Genomic DNA, 25,995 nt, shown 5'->3' with positions numbered 1-25,995 from the left:
TTGTACTCACTGCACAACCGCAAACCGGCACAATCAATAACCACCAACGTACTTTCGGGTAGCCCATTCCAATGCCGCCAGCAAGACTAACAAAAAAAACAACCACTTCAGGTGAATAATCTCCAGCACCTCCTCCGTACTTTCCAGCCGGTCCGGTACTTTATTCGCTTTCAGAGCGCCGGCGAATTCCCCCAGACGGTCCGGCACCAAAAAAGTCCCGCCGGTTTTGGCAGACAATTCCCGCAACATACCGTGATCAGCCGTCAGGTTAGCCAGCTCAAAGTTCTGATCACGCACCAGGAACTGACCATCCACCTGTTCGGTTTTGCCCTTCAGGCTCGTAGAAGCAGTGAACCTGTAAACACCTTCCTTCAACCCGCTCAGCCGGTAGAGAGGCTGACCTTCTGTATTCGTATAGGTGTAGGTCCTGGTTTCATTGGATTCGTCTGTCACCTTCAGCGTAATATCCTGTCCGTAAATCTTCTCGTATACATCGTTGTACACTTCCGTCTGCAGTGAAACCGGTTCTGCCGTGCTGAACTCCCGCGAGGTGGCTGTAACTCTGAATTTTCTCTTATCCTCTTTTATCGCCAGGAGCTGTACGAGCTTCAGGACCAGCTCATCGACTACCGCCGTCTCGCCCGTCAGAAACGATTCTTCCTGTCGCCAGAGCCACAAGCCGTCGCCTAAAAGTGCCGCGGTTTTCTTCTTCCCGCCGCTCAGGTTTACTGTAAGCAGCGGTTTTTGGGTATTGAGGCTTCCGATGCGCTGGTACAATATGGCTTCCGTACCGGCAGCCAGGCGGAAGTCCCCGAAGGGCACTGACATAGGCGGAAGTTTCTCAAGCAACTCCAGTCTGTCGGCGTCCAGCAACAGCGCATTAAATGCTTTATTGAACCGTCCCGTTACCTGGTCATATTGGTTGGGGCTCCCGGAGATGACGACGTTTTGATTCAATTGATTGAATGGTACCGGGGCGGACTGACTTCCATAAATAAACCAGGTAGGGGTCTGGTCTGAAGTCAAGGTATTCATTACCTGGCTGTTCCCGATCCCCAATGCATCGGGAAGTTGATGCAGAATCAACAAGTCATATTTTTTAGCGGCCATTTCTGCCGGCAACGGCCCCCTGCTTAGCATGTGGACATCCAGTTCGTAATTCTGGTTCCGGCTCAGGATACTCCGGATGGCTTTCAGATCGGGGTGGGGTGAAAGCGCGAGCAGCAGCACATTTTCGCGTCCGTCAATCACCTCCACATAAACATCCCGCCTGTTGCTGCCGCGGGTCAGTGCTGCTCCCGGTGTTTCAAGCTCGAGGACATAACGCTGCATTCCCTTTTCAGTTGCGGCAGCCAGAAATTCAACGGTCTCGAAGTGGTTCTCGCCGGTGATAGAAATCGTCTTTGCCGCCAGCTTACGGCTGCCGTGCCGGAGCGTCAGCGTGGCCTGCTGGCCTTTCATTCCATATGCGGCAATATCAGCCTCAACCGGAAATTGATTTCCCAAAAAAGCCACCTGGTTCGCCCTGACCTCCTTGATCCGGATGTCACGTGAAGGGACCGTATCTCCTACGCCCAGCGTGTGAATGCGAAAAGGGTAAACCCCGGACACGGGCGACGCCCCCTCGTTGACGATCCCGTCCGTCAGCAAAATTACATCCGTCAGGTTCCGTCCTTCAAAATCAGTACGGATGTTCCGGAGCAACCCCGATAAGTTGGTGGTCTTTTGATCAAAGCGAAGCGAGTCTGCCGGGTGGCTGCCGGACAGCGTAACAACGCTGGTTTCGTACCCGGCATTCACGAGCGACGACGTTAATTCCCCCAGTTTTCGCCGTATTGCAGAATCCGAGGCAGCCCCCACGGATTCAGAGTTGTCAACCGCCACCACGAATTTAGCCTTGTCAACAATGGTGTCCACGCTTTTGATACGCGGCGCCAGGAGAATAAAACAGATGAGCGCAACGAGTGTCCCGCGTAAACATGCGAGACACCAGTTAACACGCCGGCTCCAAAAAGGGAGCGGGCTATAAAACAGCCAGGCGTAAATTGCCCCTACGACCACGCATAAAAGCGTGAACCACGGCGACGTAGTGAAGAGGAGCCCGAACTGCATTGATTTTTCCGCTAAGTAAGCATTCCGCCATCCACCTGAATGACCTGGCCGGTAATATATCCCGACAAATCCGATGCCAGGAATACGCAGGCATTGGCCACTTCATCAGGCTTTCCGCCTCGCTTCATCGGAATGGATTGCTTCCATTCCTCGGTGGCTTTCCCGTCGATGGCTTCCGTCATCTCGGTTTCAATGAACCCCGGGGCGATCGCATTGGAACGCACATTCCGTGATCCAAGCTCAAGCGCAACCGACTTCGTAAAGCCGATAATTCCTGCCTTGGAGGCCGCATAATTCGCCTGGCCGGCATTGCCCCTGATCCCCACGACCGACGTAAGGTTGATAATCGAACCTGACTTTGCCCGGATCATACTTTTCGTGACGGCTTTGGTCAGGTTGAAAACCGACTTAAGGTTCACCCTGATTACCTGGTCCCATTGCTCCTCGGACATTCTCAGCAACAAGCCGTCATTGGTAATCCCGGCGTTGTTTACAAGTACGTCCAGCTTCCCGAAATCACTGAGCACCTGGGTCGCCAGTTCCTCGGCGGCTGCAAAATCTGACGCATCCGAACGATATCCTTTCGCTTTTACACCGAAGGCCTCCAATTCAGCCTCAAGAGCCTTTCCTTTTTCAACACTGGACAGGTAAGTGAAGGCTACGTCTGCTCCTTCCTGGGCGAACCGGATGGCAATAGCCCTGCCAATACCCCTCGATGCTCCGGTGATGAGCGCAACTTTGTCTTTTAACAATGACACTTTTAAAACGCGTTTATTTGAGAATGTTGGTTTCTTCCACCATATGCAGTTCTCGCCGGTAACGGATTTCACCACGCAAAACCGCACATCGCACAAGCTTATCCCTCAAAAATAATGTTTTGGTGCTAATTGGCCAAGCCAACCGGAAAACGATAGCACTGATGAAAGTAAACACACTCCTGCAACCGGCAGGCAGATACTCCGGCCTGAACGGCATCTTTTTCCCCGACCAGTCGGCCCGATACCCATTCTCCAACCCGGCAATAAAAACAACAACTTGTATTTTAACAATAATTAACAAATCATTAAGAAGCACCCGCAATAGGGATACCAATCTGTACGTTGAGATAGTAAACATTTAAAAAATACAATAAATATCCTTTTTCAACTTTTACCGCTCATGGACTTGCGAATCCGATCAAACCAATAATATTCCGAACAAACAGTATTTATTTGGACATATGCGGAATTAATTCGTAATTTTGTAGCGAACAATAAAAGAAAAACCATCCATTCACATAAAGACCAAAAGCCATGAAAAATGCAAAATTAAAAGTAGCGACAGCGTTGATGGCGGCTCTATTTTTAACCTCGTTCGCTTCGGAAGCAAAAAATAACTATTTCAATATAGCGGATAAGAATGAGGAGAAAGTCAAAACGCACGGCGTTGCCGCTTTTATGCCCGTTGTTTCAACTGAGGAGACCCCCTCGTTCCCTTCGTACCGGGCGGCCGGGTTTACAGAAAAATATACGCCGACCCAGCTGAACAAGCTGATGGGTGTTTGGCCGGACCGCGAGCAGACAAACCGCGAACCCGGAAATGAGAGTAAGTTCAGCGTAGAACCGGCTGACACTACGCAAGCCGCTGACAGGGTCTATAGCCCCGAGCAGTTTGCCGATCTTTTAGGAATTTCATTCTGACACCACACTTCTTTTATGCAAGAAACCGCGACCATTCGCGGTTTTTTTGTTTTAGCACCTGCAAAACAGGGTCCGTTTGGCATTCGATCGTATATTTAGCCTTGAGGTATGAGGTGGGGGGTTTGAGTACCGCAAAACGCCGACACCTCACACCTTAAACCTCATACCTCATACCTATGAAACATGTGCTCCTGGTAGAAGATGATCGCCGCATCGCTCAGAATATCTCGAAAGGACTCCGGGGGGAGGGATTATCTGTAGAGGTAGCCTTCGACGGAATCACCGGGAAACAATGGGCATTGGAGAAAACATTCGACCTAGTATTGCTGGACCTCAACCTTCCCGGCCTTAAAGGCTACGATGTCTGCAGGCAAATCCGGCTTTACAAGCCGCTTTTGCCCGTTATTATGCTGACTGCCTACGGGGAGATTGAAGACAAAGTCGAAGGCCTTGGCCTTGGCGCAGACGACTACATTGTTAAACCATTCGATTTCAGGGAACTAATTGCCAGAATTCAGTCCGTATTGAGAAGAAGCGATTCACTGCCCGGTCAGCGGCCGCACGCCGATTTACAGGCAGGGGACCTATACCTGAACACTTCCACCAAGCAGGTCCGGCGCGGCGAGCAGGAGATAGAGCTCACGGCCCGGGAGTTTTCGCTGCTTGAGTACCTGATGCGGCACCGGGGGGAGGTAGTCTCAAAAATGGACCTCGCAGAAAATGTATGGCACCTGAATTTTGACCCGGGAACCAACGTGGTAGAAGTGTATATCAACTACCTGAGGCGAAAGGTAGATCGCGATTTCGAGCGCAAAATGATCCATACCCGTCCCGGGCTAGGCTATATTCTTCAAGTAGACGATGTAATCACCGGCTAACCTCCGTCACTCTTGAAAATCAAAAACCGCATCGCACTGCAGTTTACGCTGATCGTCGCCTCAATCCTGGTGATGTTCTCGGTTTTGGTTTACAGCATATCCTCCAATTTCAGGGAAGAAGAGTTCAACGACCGCCTTACCAGCAGAGCGCGCACCACCTGCCGGCTGCTCATGAAAGTGACTGAAGTCAATGCCACGCTCCTTAAAATTATTGACAAAAACACGCTCACCAGCCTCGTAGATGAAAACGTGCTGGTCTTTGATTCGCAAAATAAATTGGTATACGCGACCGGCGACAGCATCTTCGTAAAATACGATTACGAGCTTCTGGCGCGGATAAGAAAAGAGCATGAAATTGAAATGTACCAGGGCGAATACCAGTTGGTAGGCCTCAGATATGACGACGGTGCGGAGCCGCTCGTGGTAATTGCGTCGGCAAATGACAAATTCGGTCATAAAAAAATGCGTAACCTCGCGCAGACCTTATGGTGGTGCCTCGGCGTGGGGATCGGTCTGACCGTTCTGCTCAGCATACATTTCGCAGGCGCTTCTCTGGCGCCTATCTCCGAAATAAACCGGCAGATTTCGTCGATTACGGCCAAAGACCTCAAGCAGCGACTACCCGAATCTCATTCTCCGGATGAAATCGGACAGCTGGCATCCAACTTCAACATTGTGCTAGCGAAGCTCGAACTGGCTTTTGAAAAACAGCGGAGTCTGGTGTACCACGCCTCACATGAACTGCGCACGCCGCTCGCCGCCCTCAAATCGGAGATCCAGCTGGCCCAAACAAGAACAGTCGACAAAGCCGAAGCCGATGAGCTGCTGCGCAATTTATCAGCCGATACGGAGCGACTGATCAACATTACCAACAGCCTGCTGTTCCTGGCCCGGTCGCTGGAAGACCGGGAACAGGTGTCAATGGAGCGCGTAAGGATTGAAGACGTGCTTTTCAGCGCCAAAAACGAGCTCCGCGTCACAAACGAAAAAAGTGAAATTGATATTGATTACGCCAACCTTCCGGAAGACGAACGACATACATTGGTGGAAGGGAACGAAGCCCTTTTAAAACGGGTATGCTTCAACCTGATGGAAAACGCGTCCAAATACTCGAACAACGGGCCCGTGACGGTAAAAATCGGGACAGATGACCGTTATTGTACCGTATGTTTTGAAGACCGTGGGATTGGAATCCCGGAAAAAGACCTACCCGCAATTTTCGACGTTTTTTACCGCGCCACCAATGCAGTCCCGCACCAGGGGTCGGGTATCGGGCTATCCATTTGCCAACGTATAATGGAACTTCACAACGGCAACATTTTCGTTGAAAGCAACGAAAATCAAGGCAGCCGATTCTTTATCCGGCTTCGCCATTTGTAATCAGCAGCCACTGCAGGCACTTCCGGTTATTCTAATTTATTTCTAATCGACGGTATTCCCTAGACCATCAGGCATTTGGTATATTTGATCACTTTGCGATGTCCTGTTGTACAGGCGCGCATAGTCACTAAATAAAGTGGTTGAAAAAGTCGTGTTATTAACCCGAAAAGCCGACGCCTTATAGGCATCGGCTTTTTTATTGACCTTTTATAAAGAAAAACGGGCCTCGCGGCCCGTTCTCTCAACTAAACAAAGCGTTTGCAGCTTACTTCATCACCTCCCCTTTGAAGGTCAGGATGGTAAGCCCTTCTGCGGCATTGGATTCTACAGAAACCGTCTTGGTAAAAGTACCTACTGCCTCCGCATTAAAGGTAGCCTGCACTTCTCCTGACTGCCCCGGCTGAATCGGCTCCTTGGGGTAGGCAACGTTTGTGCACCCGCATGACCCCGTCGCATTTTTGATAATCAGGGGCTCATCACCGCTATTGGTAAAAGCAAACTTGACGGTCACCGGCTTACCCTGGGGGATTCTCCCAAAATCATGAACGGTTTCCGACCATTTAAAGCTGGCCGCTGCAAACCGGGCAGCGGTCATCGCTACAGTAACCATGGCTAATAGAACTGTAAGAATAATACTCTTTTTCATATCTGGCAGGCGATGAAAATCAGATTTGTTGTTCGGACCAAAACACTACAAATGTAATCCAATCAGGTCAAATCCGTTGTTAACAAACCCAAAACGTTTGTTAACACCCTGTTAATTGGTTGAATTTTGTCAATGAAATCTACAATTTTACATGGCCTACCGGGAAAAGGATCACCGGGACCGGGGAACTGGTATATCTGCAAACTTTCGGAGGGCCCGCAGGAACTTGGGAAGGAAACAAGTCGTTCTTTCAATAGCTTAACGGCAAAAACCCCTCACTGGTTTATAAAACTTTGAAATTGTGTCGAGAAGAACCATTCAGTGGCTGGTAGTTTTTTCAGCGCTTTCCATTATAGGCGTATTGATTACCCAGATCTATTGGGTGAAAAGGATTGTTGAAATCCGTAACAGGGAATTTAGTCAACAGGCGCATGTCGCTTTGCAGGATGTTGCGGAGGAGCTTGCCTCGGTCAGCAACGTGATGCTGCAGAACAACCCGGTTGAGCAATTATCACCGGACTACTTCCTGATTAATACAAACGCGCGCACCCAGCCTGACATCCTGGAACACTACCTCCGCGAAGCATTTACAAAGCAGAATATTGTCACCGATTTCGAGATCGGGATTTACGATTGCAACACCAATGCCATGCAATATGGCATGATGCTCAGCACTAAAAACCAGGACAAAATTCCTACTACCACCGCCCATTGGCTAAAAACCGACAAGTATCCTTATTATGTCGGCATCAGGTTTCCCAGCCAGACGGCATCGCTGCCCTGGGAGCTGGAAGGATGGATGTGGTCTTCGTTCCTGATTATTGTCGCCCTGGGATTTTTTGCCTATGCCCTTTTTGTCATCCTCAGACAGAAGCAGCTGTCCGACGAACAGAAAGATTTCATCAACAACATGACCCACGAGCTGCAAACCCCCATTTCGTCGATCCGAATTGCTTCCGATGTTTTGGCCAACCCTGCTATCGTCAGCCAACCTGACCGTTATAACCGCTACGTAAACCTGGTCAAGGAAGAAATCGGCCGGCTTCAGCGCCAGGTAGAACTCGTGCTTACCACCGCCAAGGCAGAAAGAAATATGCTGGACATCAGGGAAGAGGTCATTGATGCACACGAAGAAATACGCTCTGTGCTCGTCAGGTACCGGGGGCAGGTTTCTCATGATTTTTCGGCCACCAATGCAACAATTCTGGCGGACAGGGATCATTTCCACGGAATGATCGGCAATCTTGTCGACAACGCCGTTAAATATTCAGGCGCCGAGCCAGACGTGCGCATTTCGACCACTAACATCGGAAAGAAGCTTTCTATAGATATCTCCGATAAGGGGATCGGAATCTCGCCGGAGCAGCAAAAAAAGATTTTCGACAAATTCTACCGGGTCCCTTCCGGTGACATCCACAACGCGAAGGGCTTCGGTATCGGCCTCAGCTACGTTAAAGAAATTGTGCGCGCGCACGGCTGGAAACTTGAGCTTAGCAGCTCCCCGGGAAAAGGAAGCCGCTTCAGAATTTTAGCTAATTTGCGGTAGCAGCCGGAAGGTTTGCCACCCGCAGTACGTTGCTGTTAACTTTTTCGATGAATGGAAAAAAATGACGTGTCCCGCCCCAGGCCCCTGGTCCTTTTTGTTGAAGACGACCCGAACCTGGCCTTCGCCACAAAAGATAACCTGGAAATAGCCGGCTATGAAGTGGTCCATTGCCTCGACGGCGTGGAAGGGTTAAAGGTTTTCAAGGCACACGCTTTTGACTTGTGTATTTTTGATGTGATGCTCCCCCAGATGGATGGCTTCACACTGGCCAGGAAAGTCAGAGAGTTCAACGAAGAAATCCCCATTCTCTTCCTCACTGCCCGCGCGCTCCAGGAAGACAAAATTCATGGTCTGAAGCTGGGGGCAGACGACTATCTTACCAAACCATTCAGCATGCAGGAGCTCATCCTGCGAATGGAAGTGTTTCTGAAACGAAGCACACCCAGACCGGCAGCCGCCAGAGATCCGAACCTTTACGTAGTCGGCGATTTCGAATTCGATTTCCAAAAGCTGACGCTTACCCGCGGGGGACATGTTCAGACCCTTACTTTCCGGGAGGGAGAAGTACTGAAATATTTTGCCGGCCACCGCAATGAAGTGGTCAGGCGGGAAGAGTTACTGAAAGCCATCTGGGGCGACGACGACTATTATATGGGCCGGAGCCTGGACGTTTTTATCTCCAGACTCCGGAAATACCTGGCGACGGACGACTTACAGGTAAAAATTGACAACGTACACGGAATCGGGTTCCGGATGTCCTGGTGACAGGACGACACGTTTTAGATTTCTACCGATTCCCGCATCAGGGGTATCCTGATATCTTTAAACCCTTTGTCCAGCAACCGGTGCTTGAAAGCTATCTGCTTTTCAAACTCCCCGTGGACCAGAAAAACTTTTTTTACCCTTTCTGCATTCTGACAGGCCAGAAATTCAAGCATCTCGCCGTAATCCGCGTGACCAGAGAAAGAATCCATTATTTCAACATCGGCGAGCACGCGCACATCCTTTCCAAAAATACGTACCACACTATCCCCGTTCCTGATAGCCGCTCCCAGGGTATGTGGCGAGCAATACCCCACAATCAGAACAGTATTCTGCTCATTTTCCAGGTTGTTCAATAAATGGTGCTTGATCCTGCCGGCTTCGGCCATCCCTGATGCCGAGATAATGATGCAGGGTTCCTTCCTGTCGTTCAGCGCCTTCGACTCCTCCACGCTGGAAATATAATGAAGGTCGGGAAACGCAAACGCATCACCGTCCTTTTCTATATAGTCGAGGATTTCAGGGTTAAAATACTCGGCATTTTCCTTCATGATCTGGGTGGCTTTCACCGCAAGCGGGCTGTCGATATAAACCGGGATACGGGCCAATCGTCCGGAACTGCTCAGGCGGTCGAGTGCATATACCAATTCCTGTGTCCGGTCTACGGCAAAAGCAGGCACAATAAGCTTTCCTCTCTTCAGGACGCAGGTTTCCGTCACAATTCTTTCCAGGTGGCCCAGCATATCGGTTTCTGCTTCATGCAGCCGGTCCCCGTAGGTAGACTCGCAAATAATGTAGTCAGCCTGGGGGAATGCCTCTGGCGACCGGAGTATATTGTCGCCGGGCCGGCCTATATCGCCGGTGAAGGTAAGCCTGACATACTCTCCGCCATTGTCAATATTCAGGTGAACGGCGGCGCTGCCCAGCAAGTGCCCGGCATCAGTCAGGGAAAACTCCACTTCGCCGTCATTGATCGACACTTCCATCTGGTAGGGGATCCGCTTAAACATGGCCAACGCATTTTGCGCATCTTCCACCGAATACAGTAGCTCAAGGGTAGGCCGCCCCTGGCGTATCCGCCTTTCATTCAAAAGCTTAAGATCCTTTTCCTGGATATAGGCGCTATCCAGCAACATAATCTCGCACAGCGCAGCAGTCGCCCCGGTGGCATAAATCGGGCCGTTGAACCCTTTCTTTACGAGTCGGGGCAACAACCCGGAATGATCGATATGTGCATGAGAAAGAATGACGCAGTCTATTTCTTTGGGGTCAAAACCAAATTCCTGGTTGAGCTCGTGTGTTTGAATTCCCTGGAACAGTCCGCAATCAAGCAGAATTTTTGTCCCTTTGTTGGTAGTAATCAGATGCTTGCTGCCGGTGACCTCCCGGGCAGCACCAAAAAACTGTAGGCGCATGGGTAAGAATATTTAAACATAACCAAAATAAAAACAGAATACCTGTCGTCAGCTCCTGATATTGACATACAAGTCCGGGTAGTTCCGGCCGATACCATTGAAGTCAAGACCATATCCCACTACAAAGCGATTCTCAATTTCAAAGCCGACATAATCCGGCGCAATCTTTTCTTTCAGCGCAGAAGGTTTAAAAAGCAGGCTGGCAACCCGGACCGACCGCGGATTTTCGCCACCTAGCCTGTCCAGCAGAAACCGCATACTGAGCCCTGTGTCCACAATATCCTCCACCACGATCAGGTCGCGTCCTGCCAGGCATTTATCCAGCCCCAATACGGCACGAACCTGCCCCGTCGAAGTTTTCGCTTCGTAGGACACAAGCCTGATAAACTCAATTTCACAAGGGATTTTCAGCGCCTTCGCCAGCGAAGCGGCAAATACGAAAGCACCGTTCAACACTACGACCAGAACAGGGCATATTCCCTCATAATCTTCTGCTATCTTGCGGGCCATTTCGGAGATTCTCTGCTCAAGCAAATCGTTATGGATCAACGTTTCAAAGGTTTCTCCAGAAAGCTGAATTTGTTTTACCACTGGCTCCGGTTTGATAAGGTCAACGCCGCGCAATTTAAGGATTAAAGAAAAAAGTCAATAGGCAAACTGAATTTAGATTTGCTCCGTTAGTAAAGAAAACCTGTGAGAATCATTGCCATGTGGCGCAAGACAGCTATCCTCCCTTTATTGATTACGTCAGCCCTGTACGCGGTTCCGGCGGGTGCGCAGCTCTATTCTTCGGCCGAGCTCGATAAGAATTACGAGATGGTGCTTAAAAACCCGAGCGTTGAAATAGAGTCCACGGAAGCCATTAACTCCCTGTACAATTTCCGCTTTCACGATGCCGACCGTGAAATCCGCTGGCTCAAATTTCGCTTTCCCAGGCACCCGATGCCCCACTTTCTTCTGGCACTCGCCGAATGGTGGAAAATCGTGCCCAATACCGATGTGACGATATATGACGACCAGATGCTGATGCACCTTGACTCGGCTATCTCGCTGGCTAAAAATTTACATGCTGACCACAAAAACAAGATAGAGCCGGCTTTTTTCCTGGCCGCCTCCTATGCTTTCAAGGGTCGGCTTCACGCAGAGCGCAAGCAGTGGGCAAAAGCGACTTTCGCCGGCAAAAACGCGCTCAAATACCTGGAGGAATGCAAAGGAAAAGGAGAGCTTAGTCCCGAGCTCCTGTTCGGAGACGGTGTTTACAATTATTACGCGCAATGGATCCCCAAAGAATATCCGGCGCTCAAACCTATTCTTGCCTTTTTCCCGAAAGGGAACAAAGCGCTGGGTATCAAGCAGCTGGAGCAGGTGGCAACCCACGCCTTCTATACGCGAACTGAAGCCCGCTATTTCCTGCTGCAGATGTACAGCATGGAAAACCAGTATGAAAAGGCTTTTGACCTTGCCCGGTATATGAATAAAACTTACCCGGACAACCCTTATTTTGAGCGATATTATTGCCGAACCGCCTACGTTTCAGGGAAGTTCCCGGAGGCAATTGCCGCGGCGGAAAGCATTTTGCAGAAAATTGCCCTCGGAAAGGCGGGCTACGAAGGGGTGAGCGGCCGGAACGCGGCCTATGTCCTGGCATATTACAACTACCACCATTTCAAGAATTTTAGCGCCGCCAAAACGTATTACCACAAGGCTATTGATTTTTCGAAGCAAACCGGCGACACCAAGGCCGGATACTACATTTCGTCCCTGATCGGCCTGGGAAAAATTGCGCAGCAGGAGCAAAACCCCGAAGAAGCCATCGCCTATTTCAAGGAAGCCATGGATGTGGCGGCCAAAAAATCAAGTCAATATGCCGAAGCCCGCGAAGCCGTTGACAACCTCAAGAAAGAGCGGCGTAACCGTAGAAAAAACAAGTGAGGGCCTTCACAGGTCCTCACTTGTTTTCTTATTTCCTCTTCCTGTTAGACTCAGGGGATCGGCAACACTTTGCTGTCTTTAAAGGTGGAGAGAATCACCATGGTATGCGTGCTGGCCACTTCTTCGATTTCATTGATTTTTTCCAGTATCAGGCTCTGGTAGCTGCTGATGTCTTTCGATATTACTTTCAGAAGAAAATCGCCGCTCCCCGTGACGTGGTGGCATTCAATTACTTCAGGAATCAGTTCGACTTTCTCAACAAATTGTTCGGTAGTAGATTTCCGGTGCCCCACAAGGGTTACCTGCACGAAGGTCGTCACGCCCAGCCCCACTTTCTGCGGGTCCAGATGTGCGTGATAACTTTTGATGATTCCACTCTGTTCCAGTTTCTTGACACGCTCAAGCGTGGGCGCCGGAGACAACCCGATATCCTTTGAAAGCTGGGCGTTTGTGATTTTTGCGTTTGACTGGAGTTTCTCCAGAACTTTTCTGTCTATATGATCTAATTTCAGCAAGCTGGACATGTGAAGGAATCCTCTAATTATTTAACGATTGGTCTGGCGGCAAAATTAGACAGAAAAGCCAAATATTTTCAATAAATTATTACGATCAAAGGCCTAAAAAAAAAATTATCATAGGCAAAACCGGCCAATCGCTTCATTTTCATTAGGCAAACCAGGCAAACCACAACAAAAACGCAAATTATTACAACGAATATATTTCACGCTTTGCCAGGAAGTCCTGGTAAGTGGCCCTTATGCCTTCCTCCAACTCAATCTTATGTTTCCATCCCAGCTCGTGAAGCTTTGAAACATCCATCAACTTTCTGGGTGTACCGTCGGGCTTGTCCGTATTCCAAACAATTTCTCCCTCATAGCCCACCACGTCGCTGATCAATGCGGCCAGGTCCTTGATCGTCAGGTCATGGCCCACGCCGACATTCACATGGCCGGCGCCCTCATACTGCTGCATCAGGAAATAACAGGCATCGGCCAGGTCGTCGACGTGCAGGAACTCCCGCAATGGCGCCCCTGTTCCCCAAAGCTCCATTTTAGGCTTCCCCTCCTCTTTTGCTTCATGAAACTTCCGGATCATTGCGGGAAGCACATGTGAATTATTCAGGTCATAATTATCATTGGGACCGTACAGGTTGGTAGGCATCGCCGAAATAAAATTATCGCCATACTGGCTCCTGTAAGACTCGCACAGTTTGATGCCGGCAATTTTTGCGATGGCATAGGGCTCATTGGTGGGTTCAAGCGGCCCGGTGAGCAAGTACTCTTCCCGGAGCGGCTGCGGAGCCAGTTTGGGATAGATACAGGAAGAACCCAGGAACAAAAGCTTTTCCACGCCCGTGTCATGCGCGGCGGCAATTACATTATTCTGAATTTGCAGGTTATCCATCAGGAATTCGGCCCTGTACAGGTTGTTGGCCATTATACCGCCCACCTTTGCCGCAGCCAAAAAGACATAGTCCGGCTTTTCATCTCCGAAAAATGCGTTGACTGCCTCCTGGTTTCTCAGGTCCAGTTCGGCGGAAGTTTTTACAACAAGGTTTTCGAATCCTTCTTTCTTCAGCTTCCTGTAGATCGCCGAACCCACCATTCCCCGATGACCGGCTATGTAGACTTTCTTATGCTTTTCCAATGATTTTTAATCTGTTATCTTTACACCCAAACTAACTTAAAGCTTCATAATAAGCTTACAAAAATAACGTTAAAAAGGGACAATTCGTTTTCTCGGGCATGTTTAAGCTTTTTTCAACCCTGTTCTTTTTGGGAGCCTGTTTCAACGTCTGCATGGCGCAGACGGAAAAGACGGGTAAGAAGAACCCGCTTTCAAAAGCTGATTCCCTTCAGAAAAGGCTTGGCGACCTCGGCGTTGATGCGGGTGTTTCACCCAAGCTTTCCATCGACCTTCCGGGCGGAAAAGGTAAGTCCGAATCCCTCACTTCGCTGGTGGGCGAGACCATCCCCGAGCTCGGACTCAAGGTTAAGGAATTTAAAAGCCGCAGGGCCGACAGAAAAAAGAAAAAACAGGCGGCCAAACTGGCAAAAGTGGAGTACCAGGGGATTCAGATGGAGGAACGCTCCGTTAAGTACGGGAGTGGTGACCGGGCCAATATCGAGATTTTCCATGTTTTGAAACAAGTCGAAACCCCCGACCCCTACGTCAGGCTGGGGCAAACCCGCTGGTATGACCTCAAGAAAAAAATTCTCAGCTCATCGGTCATTAAAGACAAGGAAAGTGCGCGCCTGTTGCACGGTCCCTACAAAAAGTACGTAGCCGGTAACCTGGTCGAAGAAGGCTATTACTACAAAGGTACGCTGGACGGCCGATGGGTCAGGTATGACAACAAATATACCCTGCTTGACAAGCAAATCTGGGAAAAAGGGTTTCCAGCCGAATCCAGGATTACCTATTATGACGCAGCGCAGACCAAAGTGAAAGAAGTTATACCGGTTCAATTCGGAATAGTTGAAGGCGAGTACCTGGCTTTTTACGACGGCGGTCAACTTAAGGAAAGCGGCAAATACGAAAAAGGAAAGAAGATCGGCCGGTGGTTTGAATACTACCAGTTCCGGAACCAGCGGAAAACCGAAACCCAGCACGCCAAAACCTGCTGGGAAGACTTTGAGCCTTTCAAAGTCAAGGAATGGGACGAAAAAGGAACCCTTCTTTTTGACAACAGCAAAGATGTCAGGGCCCAAGGAGAGACCGACTAAAAGCGGGAAAACCGTTTAAAACGCTTCGTATATTTCTTCCAATATCGCTTCGGTCAGGCGTTGAAGATCCCTGATCGGTCCGGCATAATTATTGTTCATTACACTGAACACCAATAGCTTCCCTTTCTTCGAATAGAGATAGCCGCTCAGGTTGTAATTATTGCTGAAGCTCCCGCTTTTGGCGTAGATCCGCAGCGGCCGGTTCCGCAGGAAATGCTTTACGGTCCCCTGTTTCCCCGTCTGCGGGAACAGAGATAAAACCCGGTTTTCAGGAAACTCCCTGAGCATTCGGCTCAGTACCTCAGTAGTCGACCGGGGGGTAAAAAGATTGTACCTGGAAAGCCCCGACCCGTCCCGCCATACCAGCGAGTCGGGCATTTGCCGCAAATGATGCTCAATGGCATGCCGGATTGCCTCACCCACGTGCAGCCGCAAATTATTTTTCACGGCATAGGCATACATCAGGTGTTCCGCCAGCAGGTTATCGCTCTCGTACATCATAAGCTTGAACGCAGTATCTACCGGTATGCTGTTGACCACCCGGACCTCCCCTGACAGTACTCCCGGGCGGCTTTCCACCTCTTTTCCCAACGACGCGTTCAGCAGGGAAACGGTAAGACGGTCCGAAGTTATTACCGGGATATCCTGTCTCAGGCCCGGCGGCAATGGCCTTCCTTTAAAATGGAAGGTATTGGTAAATTCCTCCCGCTCAATCCCCGGCTTTTCGGCGCCACCGACCAACGACGGATACCAGAAAGGAGGGTCCGCTCGCAAAACACTTGAGCTGTCGCCGGTAAAGCGGGCCACGTTGCCATATATGGGAAATACGCTTTTTTCGGCCTGATAATAACCGGAGTAGTCGTCCCAGGCCCAGCCTGGCCCGAAACGGGTGTCCGAACCCTCGCCTGTGTAGTAAACCAGCCTTTGGGGTGCGTTTTTGAGAAAAAAATAAGCATTGCTGACCGGGAGTTCCGGATGCAGGAAAGATGGATCACCCGTGCCCTGGAACAAGAGGCTATCGCCTGCTATCCTGTACTGCAGGCCCGGCAACGAATCTCCCACGACACGCATAGCAGCATACAATGTGTAAATTTTGGTATTGGAAGCAGGATTAAAGTAGCGGGCATCCTGCCATCCGATCAGCTTCTTTCCACTTTCAGAGTCAACAACCGAAACCCCAAGGTGGTACTTGTTCCGTAGCTCCATTTCGCCAAGCTTCCTGTTGACCTGTTTTTGTGCTGAACACCCGGCCATGAGGTAAATGACAGACAACAAAGCCGCGAACTGCAATAGTTTCATTTAGTTATGAGTTTGAGCCATAAGCAGTGAGCGTTGGGGCGGACTGCTACCGGCAGGTTGACTCATCGACGACATACGGGCGATACGCAGCCGCAATGATTTCGGCTTAAAAGTAACCGAAAATTGGCGTAATTTGCTACTGGCTCTATTTTCATCAATGGCAGGAATCCACGAAATCCTTCAGCAATACTGGGGCTATACAGCATTTCGCCCGGGCCAGGAGGAGCCGATTCGTTCAGCTCTTGCTGGCAATGATACGCTGTTGCTGCTGCCTACCGGCGGTGGCAAATCGATTTGCTTCCAGGTACCCGCGCTGGCCTCAGGAAAACTCTGTATTGTGGTGACACCGCTTATCGCCCTCATGAAAGACCAGGTCGATCAGTTAAAGAAGCGGGGAATACGGGCGGCGGCCCTCCATTCCGCGCTCACCCACCGGGAAATTGACGTTGTTCTCGACAACTGCATCTATGGCCAGGTGTCTTTTCTGTATGTTTCGCCCGAACGGCTCGGTACGGAATTGATGCGTGAGCGTACTAAAAAAATGAAAATCGGGTTGCTGGCGATCGATGAAGCCCATTGTATCTCGCAATGGGGCTACGATTTTCGACCATCCTATCTCAAAATTCCTGAATTCAGGAGCCTGATCCCTGACGTGCCGGTTATGGCCGTAACGGCATCGGCCACCCGGGAAGTGCAGGCCGATATCCTGGAAAAGCTTGGAATACCCCAGGCGAATGTGTTTCGCCGTACTTTTGCCCGCCCCAACCTTTCTTACTCGGTTTTCAAGACCGAATCGAAAGAAGCGCAACTGTTGAAACTTTTATCGGGGGTTGCCGGGAGTGCAATTGTCTATGTGCGCACGCGCAAGAGGACCGGCCTGATCGCTGCATGGCTGACCAAACAGGGTATCGCTGCGGCCGCCTACCATGCCGGCCTGTCGCCGACCGACCGTGCCGGCCGCCAGCAAGCCTGGATCAGCGGCCAGGTACGGGTGATGGTCGCTACCAACGCCTTCGGCATGGGGATCGACAAGGCCAACGTCCGGGTAGTCGCTCATTGGGACCTTCCGGAATCACTGGAGGCCTATTACCAAGAGGCCGGGAGGGCCGGGAGGGATGGTCTCAAGGCCTTCGCCGTAGCGCTCTACTATGAAGATGACCTCACGCGCCTCCAGGCATCGGTACAGCAAAAATATCCCGAAACAGATTTTGTCAAACGGATTTACCAGGCCCTGGCGAACTACTTCCGGATCCCTATCGGTGGCGGCAACCTGGAAAGCTTCGGCTTTGAGCTCGACCGGTTCTGCACTACCTACAACCTGCCGCGCACTGAAACTTTCCACGCCGTCAGGTTCCTGGAGCAAGAGGGCTTCCTGGCCCTCAATGAAGCTTTCAATGATTCTTCCCGCGCAATCTTACTGGTCGACAAAACGGGTCTTTATGAATTTCAGCTGAAAAATTACCACTATGATACCTTCATCAAGCGGCTAATGCGTTTCTATGGCGGCGAAATTTTTACCCAATATGTCAACCTCTCCGAGGAGGCTCTCGCCAGGTCGCTCAAATGCCCGGTGGCGGATGTGTACAAAGGGCTGGAATTTTTGTCGTCGAGAAACATTATTGACTACCGCATGAAACAGGAAATGCCGCGTATCCAGCTGCTGACGCCCCGCTATGAAGCCGACCGCCTGCCCATCCAGGCATACGCGGTAAAAAAAAGACAAGAGAAAGATACTGCCAAAATAGATGCGGTCGTTGACTATGCGAGGCATCCGGCCCAATGCCGGTCCATCATGCTGCTGCAATACTTTGACGAACAGGATGTCTCCTACTGCGGCATTTGCGACCACTGCATCCAACGCAAAAAGAACGGGCCGGATCATTCCCGTCCGCAAATCGCTGCCGCAATCCGGGAACACCTGTTGAAACATAGCAAGGCCAGTCCGAATGAGCTCAGACTACTATTCCCCGAAACAGAACTCAGCGACTTCAGCGCGGCACTCCACCTGCTGGTTGAAAAAGAAACGTTGATTTATGACCATACGGGGTATCTTCAATTAAATGTATCGAATCAGTGAGGGGCACTTCTTTTCTTTTCCTAGTTCTTTTTTCCGTTTCTTCGGCTTATTCCCAGGACCTCACCGGACTTTCCGCCAGCAATTACGGCGGACTTTACAGAGCAACTTATAACCCATCTGTACTTGGCGGTTCCCGGTACAAATGGCAGCTGAACCTGGGCACGATCAACAGTACCATCTCAAGCCGATACTTCCAGTTTTTCGGCAGAAGCTCTCTACTGTATCCTTCGATTGCTTCGAAATCGACTGCGCAATTGTATGGAAAATCCCGTACAATGGGCTCCATCACCGATCAGGAAGAAATTCAGTTGAACAGCACGCTTCACCTGCCTTCTTTTATGATTTCTCTCGGGAAAATTCATGGCGTGGCCGTCCAGGTCCGCTCCAGGGGATTTGTGCAGGGTGCCGGCATTCCCGATGACGTCAGGATGCTGTATACCAAACGACTTGACACCCCTAAACCGGGAGGGGGAAGCGGGAACTGGGGCCCTTTTTTCCTGAAACAACACAGCTTTACCGAAGTAGCATTCGCTTATGGGGTACAGCTCCTGGATACTCCCGCTCAGAAATTCCGGGTAGGTGCTACAGTTAAATACATCATGGGTGGCCGGACCAGTTTCATCGACGGAAGCATTGGCGACTACACCTATGCGCCGGTCAGCGCAAACGGGGAAAATCAGCTGACCATGCACCAGGTGGCCTACCGGGCCGGTTACACGCAGCCTGTTACCAAACCCGGCCTGGGCGATCTTCTTGACCGGCAAAAATATGGCCAGGGTTGGGCGTTGGATGCCGGTTTATCTTATGAAATCGGTACTCACTGGCACCGGGATGACCCGGGGGATTCCCGGCCCGGGTATGTTTTGAGAGTGGGCGCATCAGTAAATGACGTGGGCCGGATCGGCTATAAAACGGCCTCCTCCACACAGTTTTCCGGCCGGGCCGAAACCTTGGAAATGACCCAGCGGGAAATGGAAACCATTGCGGACCAGGGTCCCCTGGGAATCAGAAGTTTATTAGGGGGGGAAGACATCGGGACTTTCCGCGGAACCGGGCGCCTGCCGTCCATGTACCACCTCGAAGCAGACTTCCAGGTTTTTAAAGCCTTCTTTATTTACGCTGCGCGCAGCGCTCCGCTCAATACCGCTACTGATAACCCGTTGCTGTCCGTCACCCTGCCTGCCACCTTTACCATTGGACCAAGATGGGAGAACGAAGACTCGGATTACGCTTTTCCTGTAAGCTTTATTGATGGGAAGAAAAAGGTTTCGGTGGGTGTGACCGGCCGGATAGGCCCCGTGCAGATGGGGTTTAGTAATTTCCTCGCTTTGATTGGAAAATCCGACTCAAAAGCTACTTATGGATACCTGGGAATTTCTCTTTTCCATCTGAAAACGCGGGATTACCGCAAAAAAATCAAATGGAAGCAGAACTGGAACTAGCCTCTGATGCCCAGTCCTGCCGAGACCAGCTTCACCATTACATGTGAAAGCCAGTTGGTAAAAGTGTCTACCAGGTGCTCGGAAGCGGGTTCTTCGGTGGTGCGGGTTTCCCGTTCGATCAATTCTTCAACCCGGGACTCGCTTCTGACAACCTCCAGCTTTAGCTTCGTCTCCACACGGACTGCTTTCCGGCAAGCCTCACCCTCTTTCTTACACTTAAGCATTTTCTGAGCCTTGTTCATATTATAGGCAAAGCCGGTGGCACCCGCCTGGGAAATCCCAAGTACAAGCAGCAGCGCTAAGATTCGAAATGCGTTCATATTTGTAAATAGGTTTGAGTGGTGATTGATGAGCAGCGGGACTTCGATTGACGACGCCTGATCGCTCACTGTACAAAGATATGGGTTTGATACGGTATTATGCAATACAAAGTACCTTGTTTTTTAAAAAAAATTTCCGTCGGCCGCCTGTTTGCTATTCATCAGGGTTAGTCGCCTTTTATCCTGATTTGTTACACTAATGAGCTGTTTTTTCGTAAAAAGTTGCACCGGGCGGAAAAAAACTGAAAAATTCTTATTTCACCACCAGCACACCACCCCCTGAATAGCTCTTAAGATGAGTTTGGTACATGGCATCCGCCGCTACGGGACCTACGTTAAAAGTGCCGTCAGCTGTTACCCGTACCTGGTAATAAAACACCTTTTCCCGCGGTTCGGCCGAGACGAAATAATGGATCCGGTCGTCGCGGATATCGAAATAATCAGGCGCTGAAACTGTTTTGATCCAGCGAAAATCCCGCGATTCGGTAAGGCGGGGGTTTTCTACCTCGAATCCCGCCGGCAACAAGTCAGTAATCACTACGTTCGGAACATCGATCCGGTTGGTAGCGGCCAGGGTAATTTTCACCACAACCAGGTCATTCAGCCGGAATGCTTTCAAAGGTCTCCCATTCCGGTCAAGATATTGTCTACGCACCCGCAAACCGTCATCTTCCTCAGTATACCTGCCTGACGGGTCAAAGCCGGAGGTCTCCGAAAACCAGTAAAGCTTTCCGGCGCCGCCTGCCTTTAATGTCACCGGGCCCGCCAGGAGGCCTTTGGTGAGACTGAGCTCCTTTTTCCCTTCGTACTTTCCAATACTCTTCCTCCCGAGAACGACTTCGGCAGTAGCAGAGGACAATGCGGCCTTCCTGGCAATTTTACCAAGGGCAAGTATCGCGAATGCAGCCTCCTGAGTATTCAACGCGTCCTTTTCCGAGATGGCAACCGAGAGCTGCCTGGCAAGTACCGGGATCTGCATATTCTGCGGATCGGTGTCGACCAGCATATTCACCAGCAAACCGAGACTGCTCAACGGACTCTGATAAGGCTGACCTGCAAACCGGTTGTCAGCCACATACTTCTCCGGAAGCAGTGCGCGGTAACTCTTTTGATCGCCAATGTAATGATAGGCGCCGGCAAGCAGGTACCTTGTTTCGGACGTAAGAAGCTGCGGACGCTGTTTGTAGTAGTTCATCATTGCGCGATTCGCATTCCCTGTAGACGCGAGTACATAGAGTGAATAGATCGCCTCCGCAGAAGCGATTTTTTTAGCTCCCCTGCTGTTGTCCGGGTTGTTTACGGCAACCGTCTCGGTATCCGCCTTTCCCGACTTGCCGTTCAAATAGTTAACGGCGTTACTGACAGCCTTTCCATTTACCTCGAACCCGGCTCTGCGGGCCTCATCCAGGAATTGCAGCGCATAGGCAGAAACCCACCAGTCGTCTTCCACACTACCCGGCCACATACCGAACCCGCCGTTAAACAGTTGACCGGACTCAACTTTCCTGATGGCCTGCTGCACATTGTGTACCGGGTTAAGATCACTGTTCCCCGACTGCAGCGCGTAAACCGATGCGGCCACGCCTTTTGCCAGGTCCCCGAAATACAACTGCGGGAAAGCTTTGGAAACCGTCTGTTCCAGGCAACCGTGCGGGTAGCCCAGCAGTGTAGCAAAAGCCTTACCGCCCCCCTGGATCAGGGGAGACCGCCCGATAACCAATTGCACGCGGGAAGTTCCGGCTATAAAACCCTTTCTCAAGTCCAGTTGAGTGGTTTCGCCGCCGTTCAGCACACCCGCGCCCGACACCTTCAATAGCGGGGATGCAGGACGTACGCTGAGCTGATACGTCCGTTCAAATTTTTCTCCGAACGCCTCCGCTCTTACTATCACTTTGCTCTCGCCAATTCCCTTTCCCGCTTTTATCTTCAACTGGAAGCGTTCTTCGCTCCCTTTCAGCAGGTTCATCGCCTGGCCGGCAAACGCGAGAGGCTCCAGCGCCCCCTCGGTATAAACTGAAATCCTGCCGCTCGCATCCCGGTTTTCGGTATTCGAAACCGTTACCGGCAGCAGCAGTTCATCCCCGGGGCTCAAAAACCGGGGGACTCCGGCACTGAGGATAATCGGATCGGCGACTTTCATTTGGTGGGATGCGGAACCGAAAGCCTGGTCCTTAAACGCCACCGCCATCACCCGCAGCGACCCGCTGAACCCGGGCAAATTTACCTCGTAGGCAACCTCCCCTTTTCCGTTTGCTTTCAGGACCCCGCTCCAGAACCTGACCAGCTCTTTATTTCCATTGCTAAGCGGGTTGATCCGTCGTTCGAGGCTATAACCGTCTCCGCCGGGACTTGATTTCCCGGCCAGCGCCAGCTCCGGGAACAGAAGGGCGTATAAATCGCTCCCCTCTACTTCCAGCGCCCGTTTGGCATAAAAATGACCGTAAATATCCGGCGTGACAAAGTTGCGGATCTGGAGGATCCCCTCGTCCACCACGGCAACCGTTACCGCTGCATTCGGCTGTGTCTTCACGCGGATAACTTGCCTGTTTGCAGACCGCGATTGTGTTGCCGCAGTGATCCTCACGTCCAGTTTCCGGTCCCCCGCTTCCACCAGGAGCGGTTTAAAACCATGCGCGACCGTCAAAGGAATCTGCTCATCCTTCATAGGCCTTATCAGGGTAGCCGAAATATATACATTGGGCAAATAGCTCACCGTAACCGGCAATACCAGCTCGGCCGCTTTATTTTTTGTCTGCACCACCTGGTGGCTCAGTACTTCTCCCTGTTCGATGGTAACCAGCAACCTTCCGTCGAAAGGGGCCTTGAACAGCACCCTGGCTTTGTCCCCCGCATGGTACCTTTCTTTGTCCGTTTCAATCAGTACATTCCCTTCACTGCTTACCTCGAAAGACGAATACCGGGTCGAGTTATAGCCATAGGCATGATAAATAACAGCTGCAAACCGGTCAGCACCCGGACGTCTGATCCTGATTTCATACTCGGCCGAAACAGTCGGCGTGTATCGGAACGCCCCTTTCCCGGCTTTAAGACTTATGGTTTGTTCATATACCTTTTCCTCCTTCCTTTTTGAGGTATACTGCATACGCCCCTGCCGCTTCTCGATTACCGTCTGGTAGGTAATGCGCACCACTTCCACTGCCGCGGTCGCCCCGGTTTTCAATTTCCCGGACGGATCTACCGCCACGATCTCTGACAGGACGGGGATATTCAAACCAACATACCGGTCGGCGAGCCGGATCCCGTAAAGGACCGGCTGCGAAGACACCTCAAATGTTTTCACGCGGTTTACCGGCCGCCCATTCTCATCAAAAACGGTGACGAAAACCTTGCCTTCCAGCATTCCGACATCCCGATAGGATGTCGGGATCACGAAATCGCCCGTCGCTTTCCCGGCAGCATCCGTTTTTCCCTGCACCCTGATGCGCTCGAAACTGACTTCTGCCGGTATTTCAAACTCATAACCGGCAAAATCCGGAGCGCTGAACTGCCTGCGTTTGAGCTGAAACTCCATTTCATAGGTACGGTTGGCCGCCGGCGGCCCGAAGAGATTGGTCGCCGTGGCTTCCATACGAAGGGTTTCACCTACCTCGTAGCGGGTGCGGCCCCGGGCCAGGTCTACCTTGATACGGTCAGGAACAAACTCTTCAACATTTACCACAGACGAGGTCAGCAATACCTCGTTGGCGTTGTACACTTCCAGCGTATAGGCGCCGGTCAAAGACCCTTCATCCACCTGCACGGCCAGCTCAGCGCCGCCCTGCGAATCGGTCTCTTTCAGCCACGACCCATATACTTTTCCGTTGGGCGTAAGCAGGCGCAATTTGACCGGATAACCGGCTGCAGTCTTCCAGTCTTCAGTCCGGATAACTGAAACAAAATGGAGCGTTTCTCCGGGCCGGTACACATCCCGTTCACCATAAACAAATGCCTGGATGCCCGCCGGGTTCGCCCTGGCGCCTTCCACATCGTACCGCGAAGTCTCCACTCTCGCGTCATTCAAAGCGAGATAGTTAAAATCCTCTTCCATCCCGGCCGTTACCAGCGCCAGGCGAAACCCGGGCGCCTTTTCCGACAACCCCGCAACATGAGCGACACCGTTAGCATCGGTCGTCATGGTATGCATTTCCTGGTTATTGGAGCTGATCAACTTTATTTCCACATTTTTAAGCGGGGCTGCGTCATAAATGGAATTGGCAAACACCCAAACCTCATCGCGCCCCTGCTTTACTACCAGGCCGATGTCAGAAACAGAAACCAGCTTCTGGGCCGACAGGTACATTACATCGGCCGACGCAACCTTTACCAGGTACACTCCTTTGCGGGAATTGCCGTGAATCTCGGGTATGGAAATATTCAATGCCTTTACGCCGCTCACCTCAGGCAGGTCGGCGGTGGCCACATTCTTTTTTACAAGCAGGTCGCTGTATTGTCCCGCGTAGTCATCGGAATAATTATAGGTGCCGTCAGGCCCCCACGCACCGTTTATTTCCGCATAATTCTCATAACGGCCATTGGTCAGATAAAAAAGCAAATTGTTGCTGTAAATCTTGGAAATGCGTACCTCTACCCGGGGGACGTTGGTAATATTCAGTCCTACATTCCTGCTGCCACGCGGGCTGAGGTATTGCGCTTTCGTGGTTACAAACTGTATTGTTTCGGGCATTTTTCCAAAAAAGAAGTCCCTGGAAACCTCCTCTTTCAGGGTTTGGCCGAGCGCTCCCTTCAGGGTTTTTCCCACCTGTAAGACATACGTTTCGCTCTCCTCAAAGTCCGCCCGGACTACAAATCCGTTTTCAGTAGGCTCGGCGGTAAAGGGGATTTGCGGCTGCAGGGTAATACTGGCTGTGATGGGTTCCCCGGCCAGCTCCTGCGACGTATAAACATTGATATAGCCCCTGTTGTCCTCGAACCCGGAGGTCATTTCGCCGATAGTCAGTTCAAGCGGCGAAGGCAGCACAAACGACCCGGTTAATTCGTGCCCGGCAGCCGACCCGTCGCTTTCTATTTTTACGCCCTTTCCAAGTTCCGCTTTCAATTCCGTGGGGGCCTCGATTTTTCCCTGCGGATACAACGCAACGAGCACAGCACTTTGCGAGCGCGACGGTAAAATCTTGTATTCCAAAGCCTTATCCCCCTGGAGTATCCGGAGGTGCTTTCTCAGCGATTCCATGTCGACCGGATAGTTGAACGAAAGCAAGGCCCTCGGCTCCGGCCGCCCGCTCTCCGGTGACAGCATCCACCAGCTTTTGACATGCTCAAGCGCAAGGTAGGGCGTATGAAAAAGGATCTCTTCCGTGCTTACTTTGAGGTCCTGCGACCTGTCGGCGTACTTTAGCAGGCCGGGCGCCAGTTTCGCCTTATAGGCGGCGGCTGATTTGAGGGGAATGCTCGGAGAAAATATGAGCTCGTTGGGTGCCGACCACCGGAACCGTCCCGGGATATCGGGTTCAAATACCACGAGCCGGGTAGAGTCCCAGCTTTCCAGCCTGCCTTCGGGCCAGATCTCCCGGTTAAATGTAAATACCAGGTTTTGCAAGGTCTTCACCTCCCCGTCGAAATTTTTGCCGATCACCTTTACTTCTTTCCGGTCGGTGCAGGCTACCTGGGCATACCCGAGGAAAGCCACCCAGACCCATGCAAGGATTTTATAGAAACACCGGCTGTAACCGACATTTGCGGGATAGAGAAGAAAGGGCAACCGGTCTTTCCGAAAAGTGTTCGAATGGCTCATAATAGTTTTTTTCCTGGCCGATAATAAAC

General features: G+C 51.1%; 20 protein-coding genes. 9 read left to right on the top strand and 11 right to left on the bottom strand.

Annotated features, from left to right (window positions below):
• Positions 1–33: 33 nt before the first annotated feature.
• Genes ABD852_RS20080 through ABD852_RS20070 form a run of 3 tightly spaced genes read right to left on the bottom strand, consistent with a single transcriptional unit; the run spans position 34 to position 3,228 of the window.
• Positions 34–2,112 (bottom strand): VWA domain-containing protein, encoded by a 2,079-nt coding sequence (locus ABD852_RS20080; protein WP_345032175.1) that lies wholly within the window; start codon positions 2,110–2,112, stop codon positions 34–36.
• Between the two features lie 11 nt (positions 2,113–2,123).
• Entirely contained in the window at positions 2,124–2,870 is a 747-nt protein-coding gene (fabG, locus tag ABD852_RS20075) for a 3-oxoacyl-[acyl-carrier-protein] reductase (protein WP_345032174.1), read from the bottom strand.
• A gap of 13 nt (positions 2,871–2,883) precedes the next feature.
• The gene (locus ABD852_RS20070; RefSeq protein WP_345032172.1) at positions 2,884–3,228 is read right to left on the bottom strand and encodes a hypothetical protein; all 345 of its coding nucleotides are present in this window, start codon (positions 3,226–3,228) and stop codon (positions 2,884–2,886) included.
• Positions 3,229–3,404: 176 nt separating this feature from the next.
• Between ABD852_RS20070 and ABD852_RS20065 the strand changes: the two genes are divergently transcribed.
• The 3 genes from ABD852_RS20065 to ABD852_RS20055 all read left to right on the top strand — a co-directional run bounded on the left by ABD852_RS20065 (position 3,405) and on the right by ABD852_RS20055 (position 6,049).
• Positions 3,405–3,791 carry a hypothetical protein gene (locus ABD852_RS20065; protein ID WP_345032171.1) on the top strand — a complete coding sequence of 129 codons (387 nt, stop codon included), beginning with the start codon at positions 3,405–3,407 and terminating at the stop codon, positions 3,789–3,791.
• A gap of 176 nt (positions 3,792–3,967) precedes the next feature.
• Positions 3,968–4,669 carry a response regulator transcription factor gene (locus ABD852_RS20060; protein ID WP_345032170.1) on the top strand — a complete coding sequence of 234 codons (702 nt, stop codon included), beginning with the start codon at positions 3,968–3,970 and terminating at the stop codon, positions 4,667–4,669.
• A gap of 12 nt (positions 4,670–4,681) precedes the next feature.
• Entirely contained in the window at positions 4,682–6,049 is a 1,368-nt protein-coding gene (locus tag ABD852_RS20055; protein ID WP_345032169.1) for an ATP-binding protein, read from the top strand.
• Between the two features lie 265 nt (positions 6,050–6,314).
• Here ABD852_RS20055 and ABD852_RS20050 read toward each other — a convergent pair whose 3' ends face one another.
• Positions 6,315–6,695 carry a DUF1573 domain-containing protein gene (locus tag ABD852_RS20050; RefSeq protein ID WP_345032167.1) on the bottom strand — a complete coding sequence of 127 codons (381 nt, stop codon included), beginning with the start codon at positions 6,693–6,695 and terminating at the stop codon, positions 6,315–6,317.
• Between the two features lie 301 nt (positions 6,696–6,996).
• Between ABD852_RS20050 and ABD852_RS20045 the strand changes: the two genes are divergently transcribed.
• The gene (locus tag ABD852_RS20045) at positions 6,997–8,241 is read left to right on the top strand and encodes a sensor histidine kinase (protein ID WP_345032165.1); all 1,245 of its coding nucleotides are present in this window, start codon (positions 6,997–6,999) and stop codon (positions 8,239–8,241) included.
• A gap of 51 nt (positions 8,242–8,292) precedes the next feature.
• The gene (locus ABD852_RS20040; protein ID WP_345032164.1) at positions 8,293–9,006 is read left to right on the top strand and encodes a response regulator transcription factor; all 714 of its coding nucleotides are present in this window, start codon (positions 8,293–8,295) and stop codon (positions 9,004–9,006) included.
• A 14-nt stretch (positions 9,007–9,020) separates the two neighbouring features.
• Here the strand turns inward: ABD852_RS20040 and ABD852_RS20035 are convergent, their stop codons facing one another.
• Together ABD852_RS20035 and hpt are read right to left on the bottom strand one after the other, a co-directional pair.
• The gene (locus tag ABD852_RS20035) at positions 9,021–10,418 is read right to left on the bottom strand and encodes an MBL fold metallo-hydrolase (RefSeq protein ID WP_345032163.1); all 1,398 of its coding nucleotides are present in this window, start codon (positions 10,416–10,418) and stop codon (positions 9,021–9,023) included.
• Between the two features lie 48 nt (positions 10,419–10,466).
• Positions 10,467–11,009 carry a hypoxanthine phosphoribosyltransferase gene (hpt, locus tag ABD852_RS20030; RefSeq protein WP_345032161.1) on the bottom strand — a complete coding sequence of 181 codons (543 nt, stop codon included), beginning with the start codon at positions 11,007–11,009 and terminating at the stop codon, positions 10,467–10,469.
• Positions 11,010–11,126: 117 nt separating this feature from the next.
• On the opposite strand from hpt, the gene ABD852_RS20025 reads away from it, so the two are divergent.
• Positions 11,127–12,350: a tetratricopeptide repeat protein gene (locus ABD852_RS20025; RefSeq protein ID WP_425568832.1), complete on the top strand. Its 1,224-nt coding sequence runs from the start codon at positions 11,127–11,129 to the stop codon at positions 12,348–12,350.
• 50 nt (positions 12,351–12,400) lie between these two features.
• Here the strand turns inward: ABD852_RS20025 and ABD852_RS20020 are convergent, their stop codons facing one another.
• Positions 12,401–12,874, bottom strand: coding sequence for an Lrp/AsnC family transcriptional regulator (locus ABD852_RS20020; protein WP_345032156.1), 474 nt, complete (start codon positions 12,872–12,874; stop codon positions 12,401–12,403).
• A gap of 181 nt (positions 12,875–13,055) precedes the next feature.
• Complete coding sequence (gene fcl / locus ABD852_RS20015; protein ID WP_345032153.1) at positions 13,056–13,997, bottom strand: GDP-L-fucose synthase; 942 nt, start codon at positions 13,995–13,997, stop codon at positions 13,056–13,058.
• A gap of 98 nt (positions 13,998–14,095) precedes the next feature.
• Between fcl and ABD852_RS20010 the strand changes: the two genes are divergently transcribed.
• Complete coding sequence (locus tag ABD852_RS20010; protein ID WP_345032152.1) at positions 14,096–15,076, top strand: toxin-antitoxin system YwqK family antitoxin; 981 nt, start codon at positions 14,096–14,098, stop codon at positions 15,074–15,076.
• Between the two features lie 15 nt (positions 15,077–15,091).
• On the opposite strand, the gene ABD852_RS20005 is transcribed toward ABD852_RS20010, so the two are convergent.
• On the bottom strand, positions 15,092–16,375 hold the full coding sequence (locus ABD852_RS20005; RefSeq protein WP_345032150.1) for a D-alanyl-D-alanine carboxypeptidase/D-alanyl-D-alanine-endopeptidase: 1,284 nt from the start codon (positions 16,373–16,375) through the stop codon (positions 15,092–15,094).
• 157 nt (positions 16,376–16,532) lie between these two features.
• Between ABD852_RS20005 and ABD852_RS20000 the strand changes: the two genes are divergently transcribed.
• The gene (locus ABD852_RS20000) at positions 16,533–18,452 is read left to right on the top strand and encodes a RecQ family ATP-dependent DNA helicase (protein WP_345032149.1); all 1,920 of its coding nucleotides are present in this window, start codon (positions 16,533–16,535) and stop codon (positions 18,450–18,452) included.
• Positions 18,449–19,894: a DUF5723 family protein gene (locus ABD852_RS19995; RefSeq protein ID WP_345032147.1), complete on the top strand. Its 1,446-nt coding sequence runs from the start codon at positions 18,449–18,451 to the stop codon at positions 19,892–19,894. The genes ABD852_RS20000 and ABD852_RS19995 overlap by 4 nt, the downstream gene beginning before the upstream one ends.
• On the opposite strand, the gene ABD852_RS19990 is transcribed toward ABD852_RS19995, so the two are convergent.
• Both ABD852_RS19990 and ABD852_RS19985 read right to left on the bottom strand, forming a co-directional pair.
• Positions 19,891–20,214 (bottom strand): hypothetical protein, encoded by a 324-nt coding sequence (locus ABD852_RS19990; protein WP_345032146.1) that lies wholly within the window; start codon positions 20,212–20,214, stop codon positions 19,891–19,893. The two genes, ABD852_RS19995 and ABD852_RS19990, sit on opposite strands and share 4 nt — an antisense overlap.
• A gap of 253 nt (positions 20,215–20,467) precedes the next feature.
• On the bottom strand, positions 20,468–25,966 hold the full coding sequence (locus tag ABD852_RS19985; RefSeq protein WP_345032144.1) for an alpha-2-macroglobulin family protein: 5,499 nt from the start codon (positions 25,964–25,966) through the stop codon (positions 20,468–20,470).
• Between the last annotated feature and the right edge of the window lie 29 nt (positions 25,967–25,995).

The organism is Ravibacter arvi (assembly GCF_039540405.1).
Classification (GTDB): domain Bacteria; phylum Bacteroidota; class Bacteroidia; order Cytophagales; family Spirosomataceae; genus Ravibacter; species Ravibacter arvi.
This window is presented reverse-complemented; position numbering and strand designations above follow the sequence as displayed.

Coding starts and splice junctions, on each gene's coding strand:
- ABD852_RS20040 (WP_345032164.1), top strand. CDS start 8,293: ATGGAAAAAAATGACGTGTCCCGCCCCAGGCCCCTGGTCCTTTTTGTT.
- ABD852_RS20035 (WP_345032163.1), bottom strand. CDS start 10,418: ATGCGCCTACAGTTTTTTGGTGCTGCCCGGGAGGTCACCGGCAGCAAG.
- ABD852_RS20065 (WP_345032171.1), top strand. CDS start 3,405: ATGAAAAATGCAAAATTAAAAGTAGCGACAGCGTTGATGGCGGCTCTA.
- ABD852_RS20025 (WP_425568832.1), top strand. CDS start 11,127: ATGTGGCGCAAGACAGCTATCCTCCCTTTATTGATTACGTCAGCCCTG.
- ABD852_RS20000 (WP_345032149.1), top strand. CDS start 16,533: ATGGCAGGAATCCACGAAATCCTTCAGCAATACTGGGGCTATACAGCA.
- ABD852_RS19990 (WP_345032146.1), bottom strand. CDS start 20,214: ATGAACGCATTTCGAATCTTAGCGCTGCTGCTTGTACTTGGGATTTCC.
- ABD852_RS20080 (WP_345032175.1), bottom strand. CDS start 2,112: ATGCAGTTCGGGCTCCTCTTCACTACGTCGCCGTGGTTCACGCTTTTA.
- ABD852_RS20060 (WP_345032170.1), top strand. CDS start 3,968: ATGAAACATGTGCTCCTGGTAGAAGATGATCGCCGCATCGCTCAGAAT.
- ABD852_RS20010 (WP_345032152.1), top strand. CDS start 14,096: ATGTTTAAGCTTTTTTCAACCCTGTTCTTTTTGGGAGCCTGTTTCAAC.
- ABD852_RS20070 (WP_345032172.1), bottom strand. CDS start 3,228: ATGTTTACTATCTCAACGTACAGATTGGTATCCCTATTGCGGGTGCTT.
- ABD852_RS19985 (WP_345032144.1), bottom strand. CDS start 25,966: ATGAGCCATTCGAACACTTTTCGGAAAGACCGGTTGCCCTTTCTTCTC.
- ABD852_RS20005 (WP_345032150.1), bottom strand. CDS start 16,375: ATGAAACTATTGCAGTTCGCGGCTTTGTTGTCTGTCATTTACCTCATG.
- ABD852_RS20050 (WP_345032167.1), bottom strand. CDS start 6,695: ATGAAAAAGAGTATTATTCTTACAGTTCTATTAGCCATGGTTACTGTA.
- ABD852_RS20020 (WP_345032156.1), bottom strand. CDS start 12,874: ATGTCCAGCTTGCTGAAATTAGATCATATAGACAGAAAAGTTCTGGAG.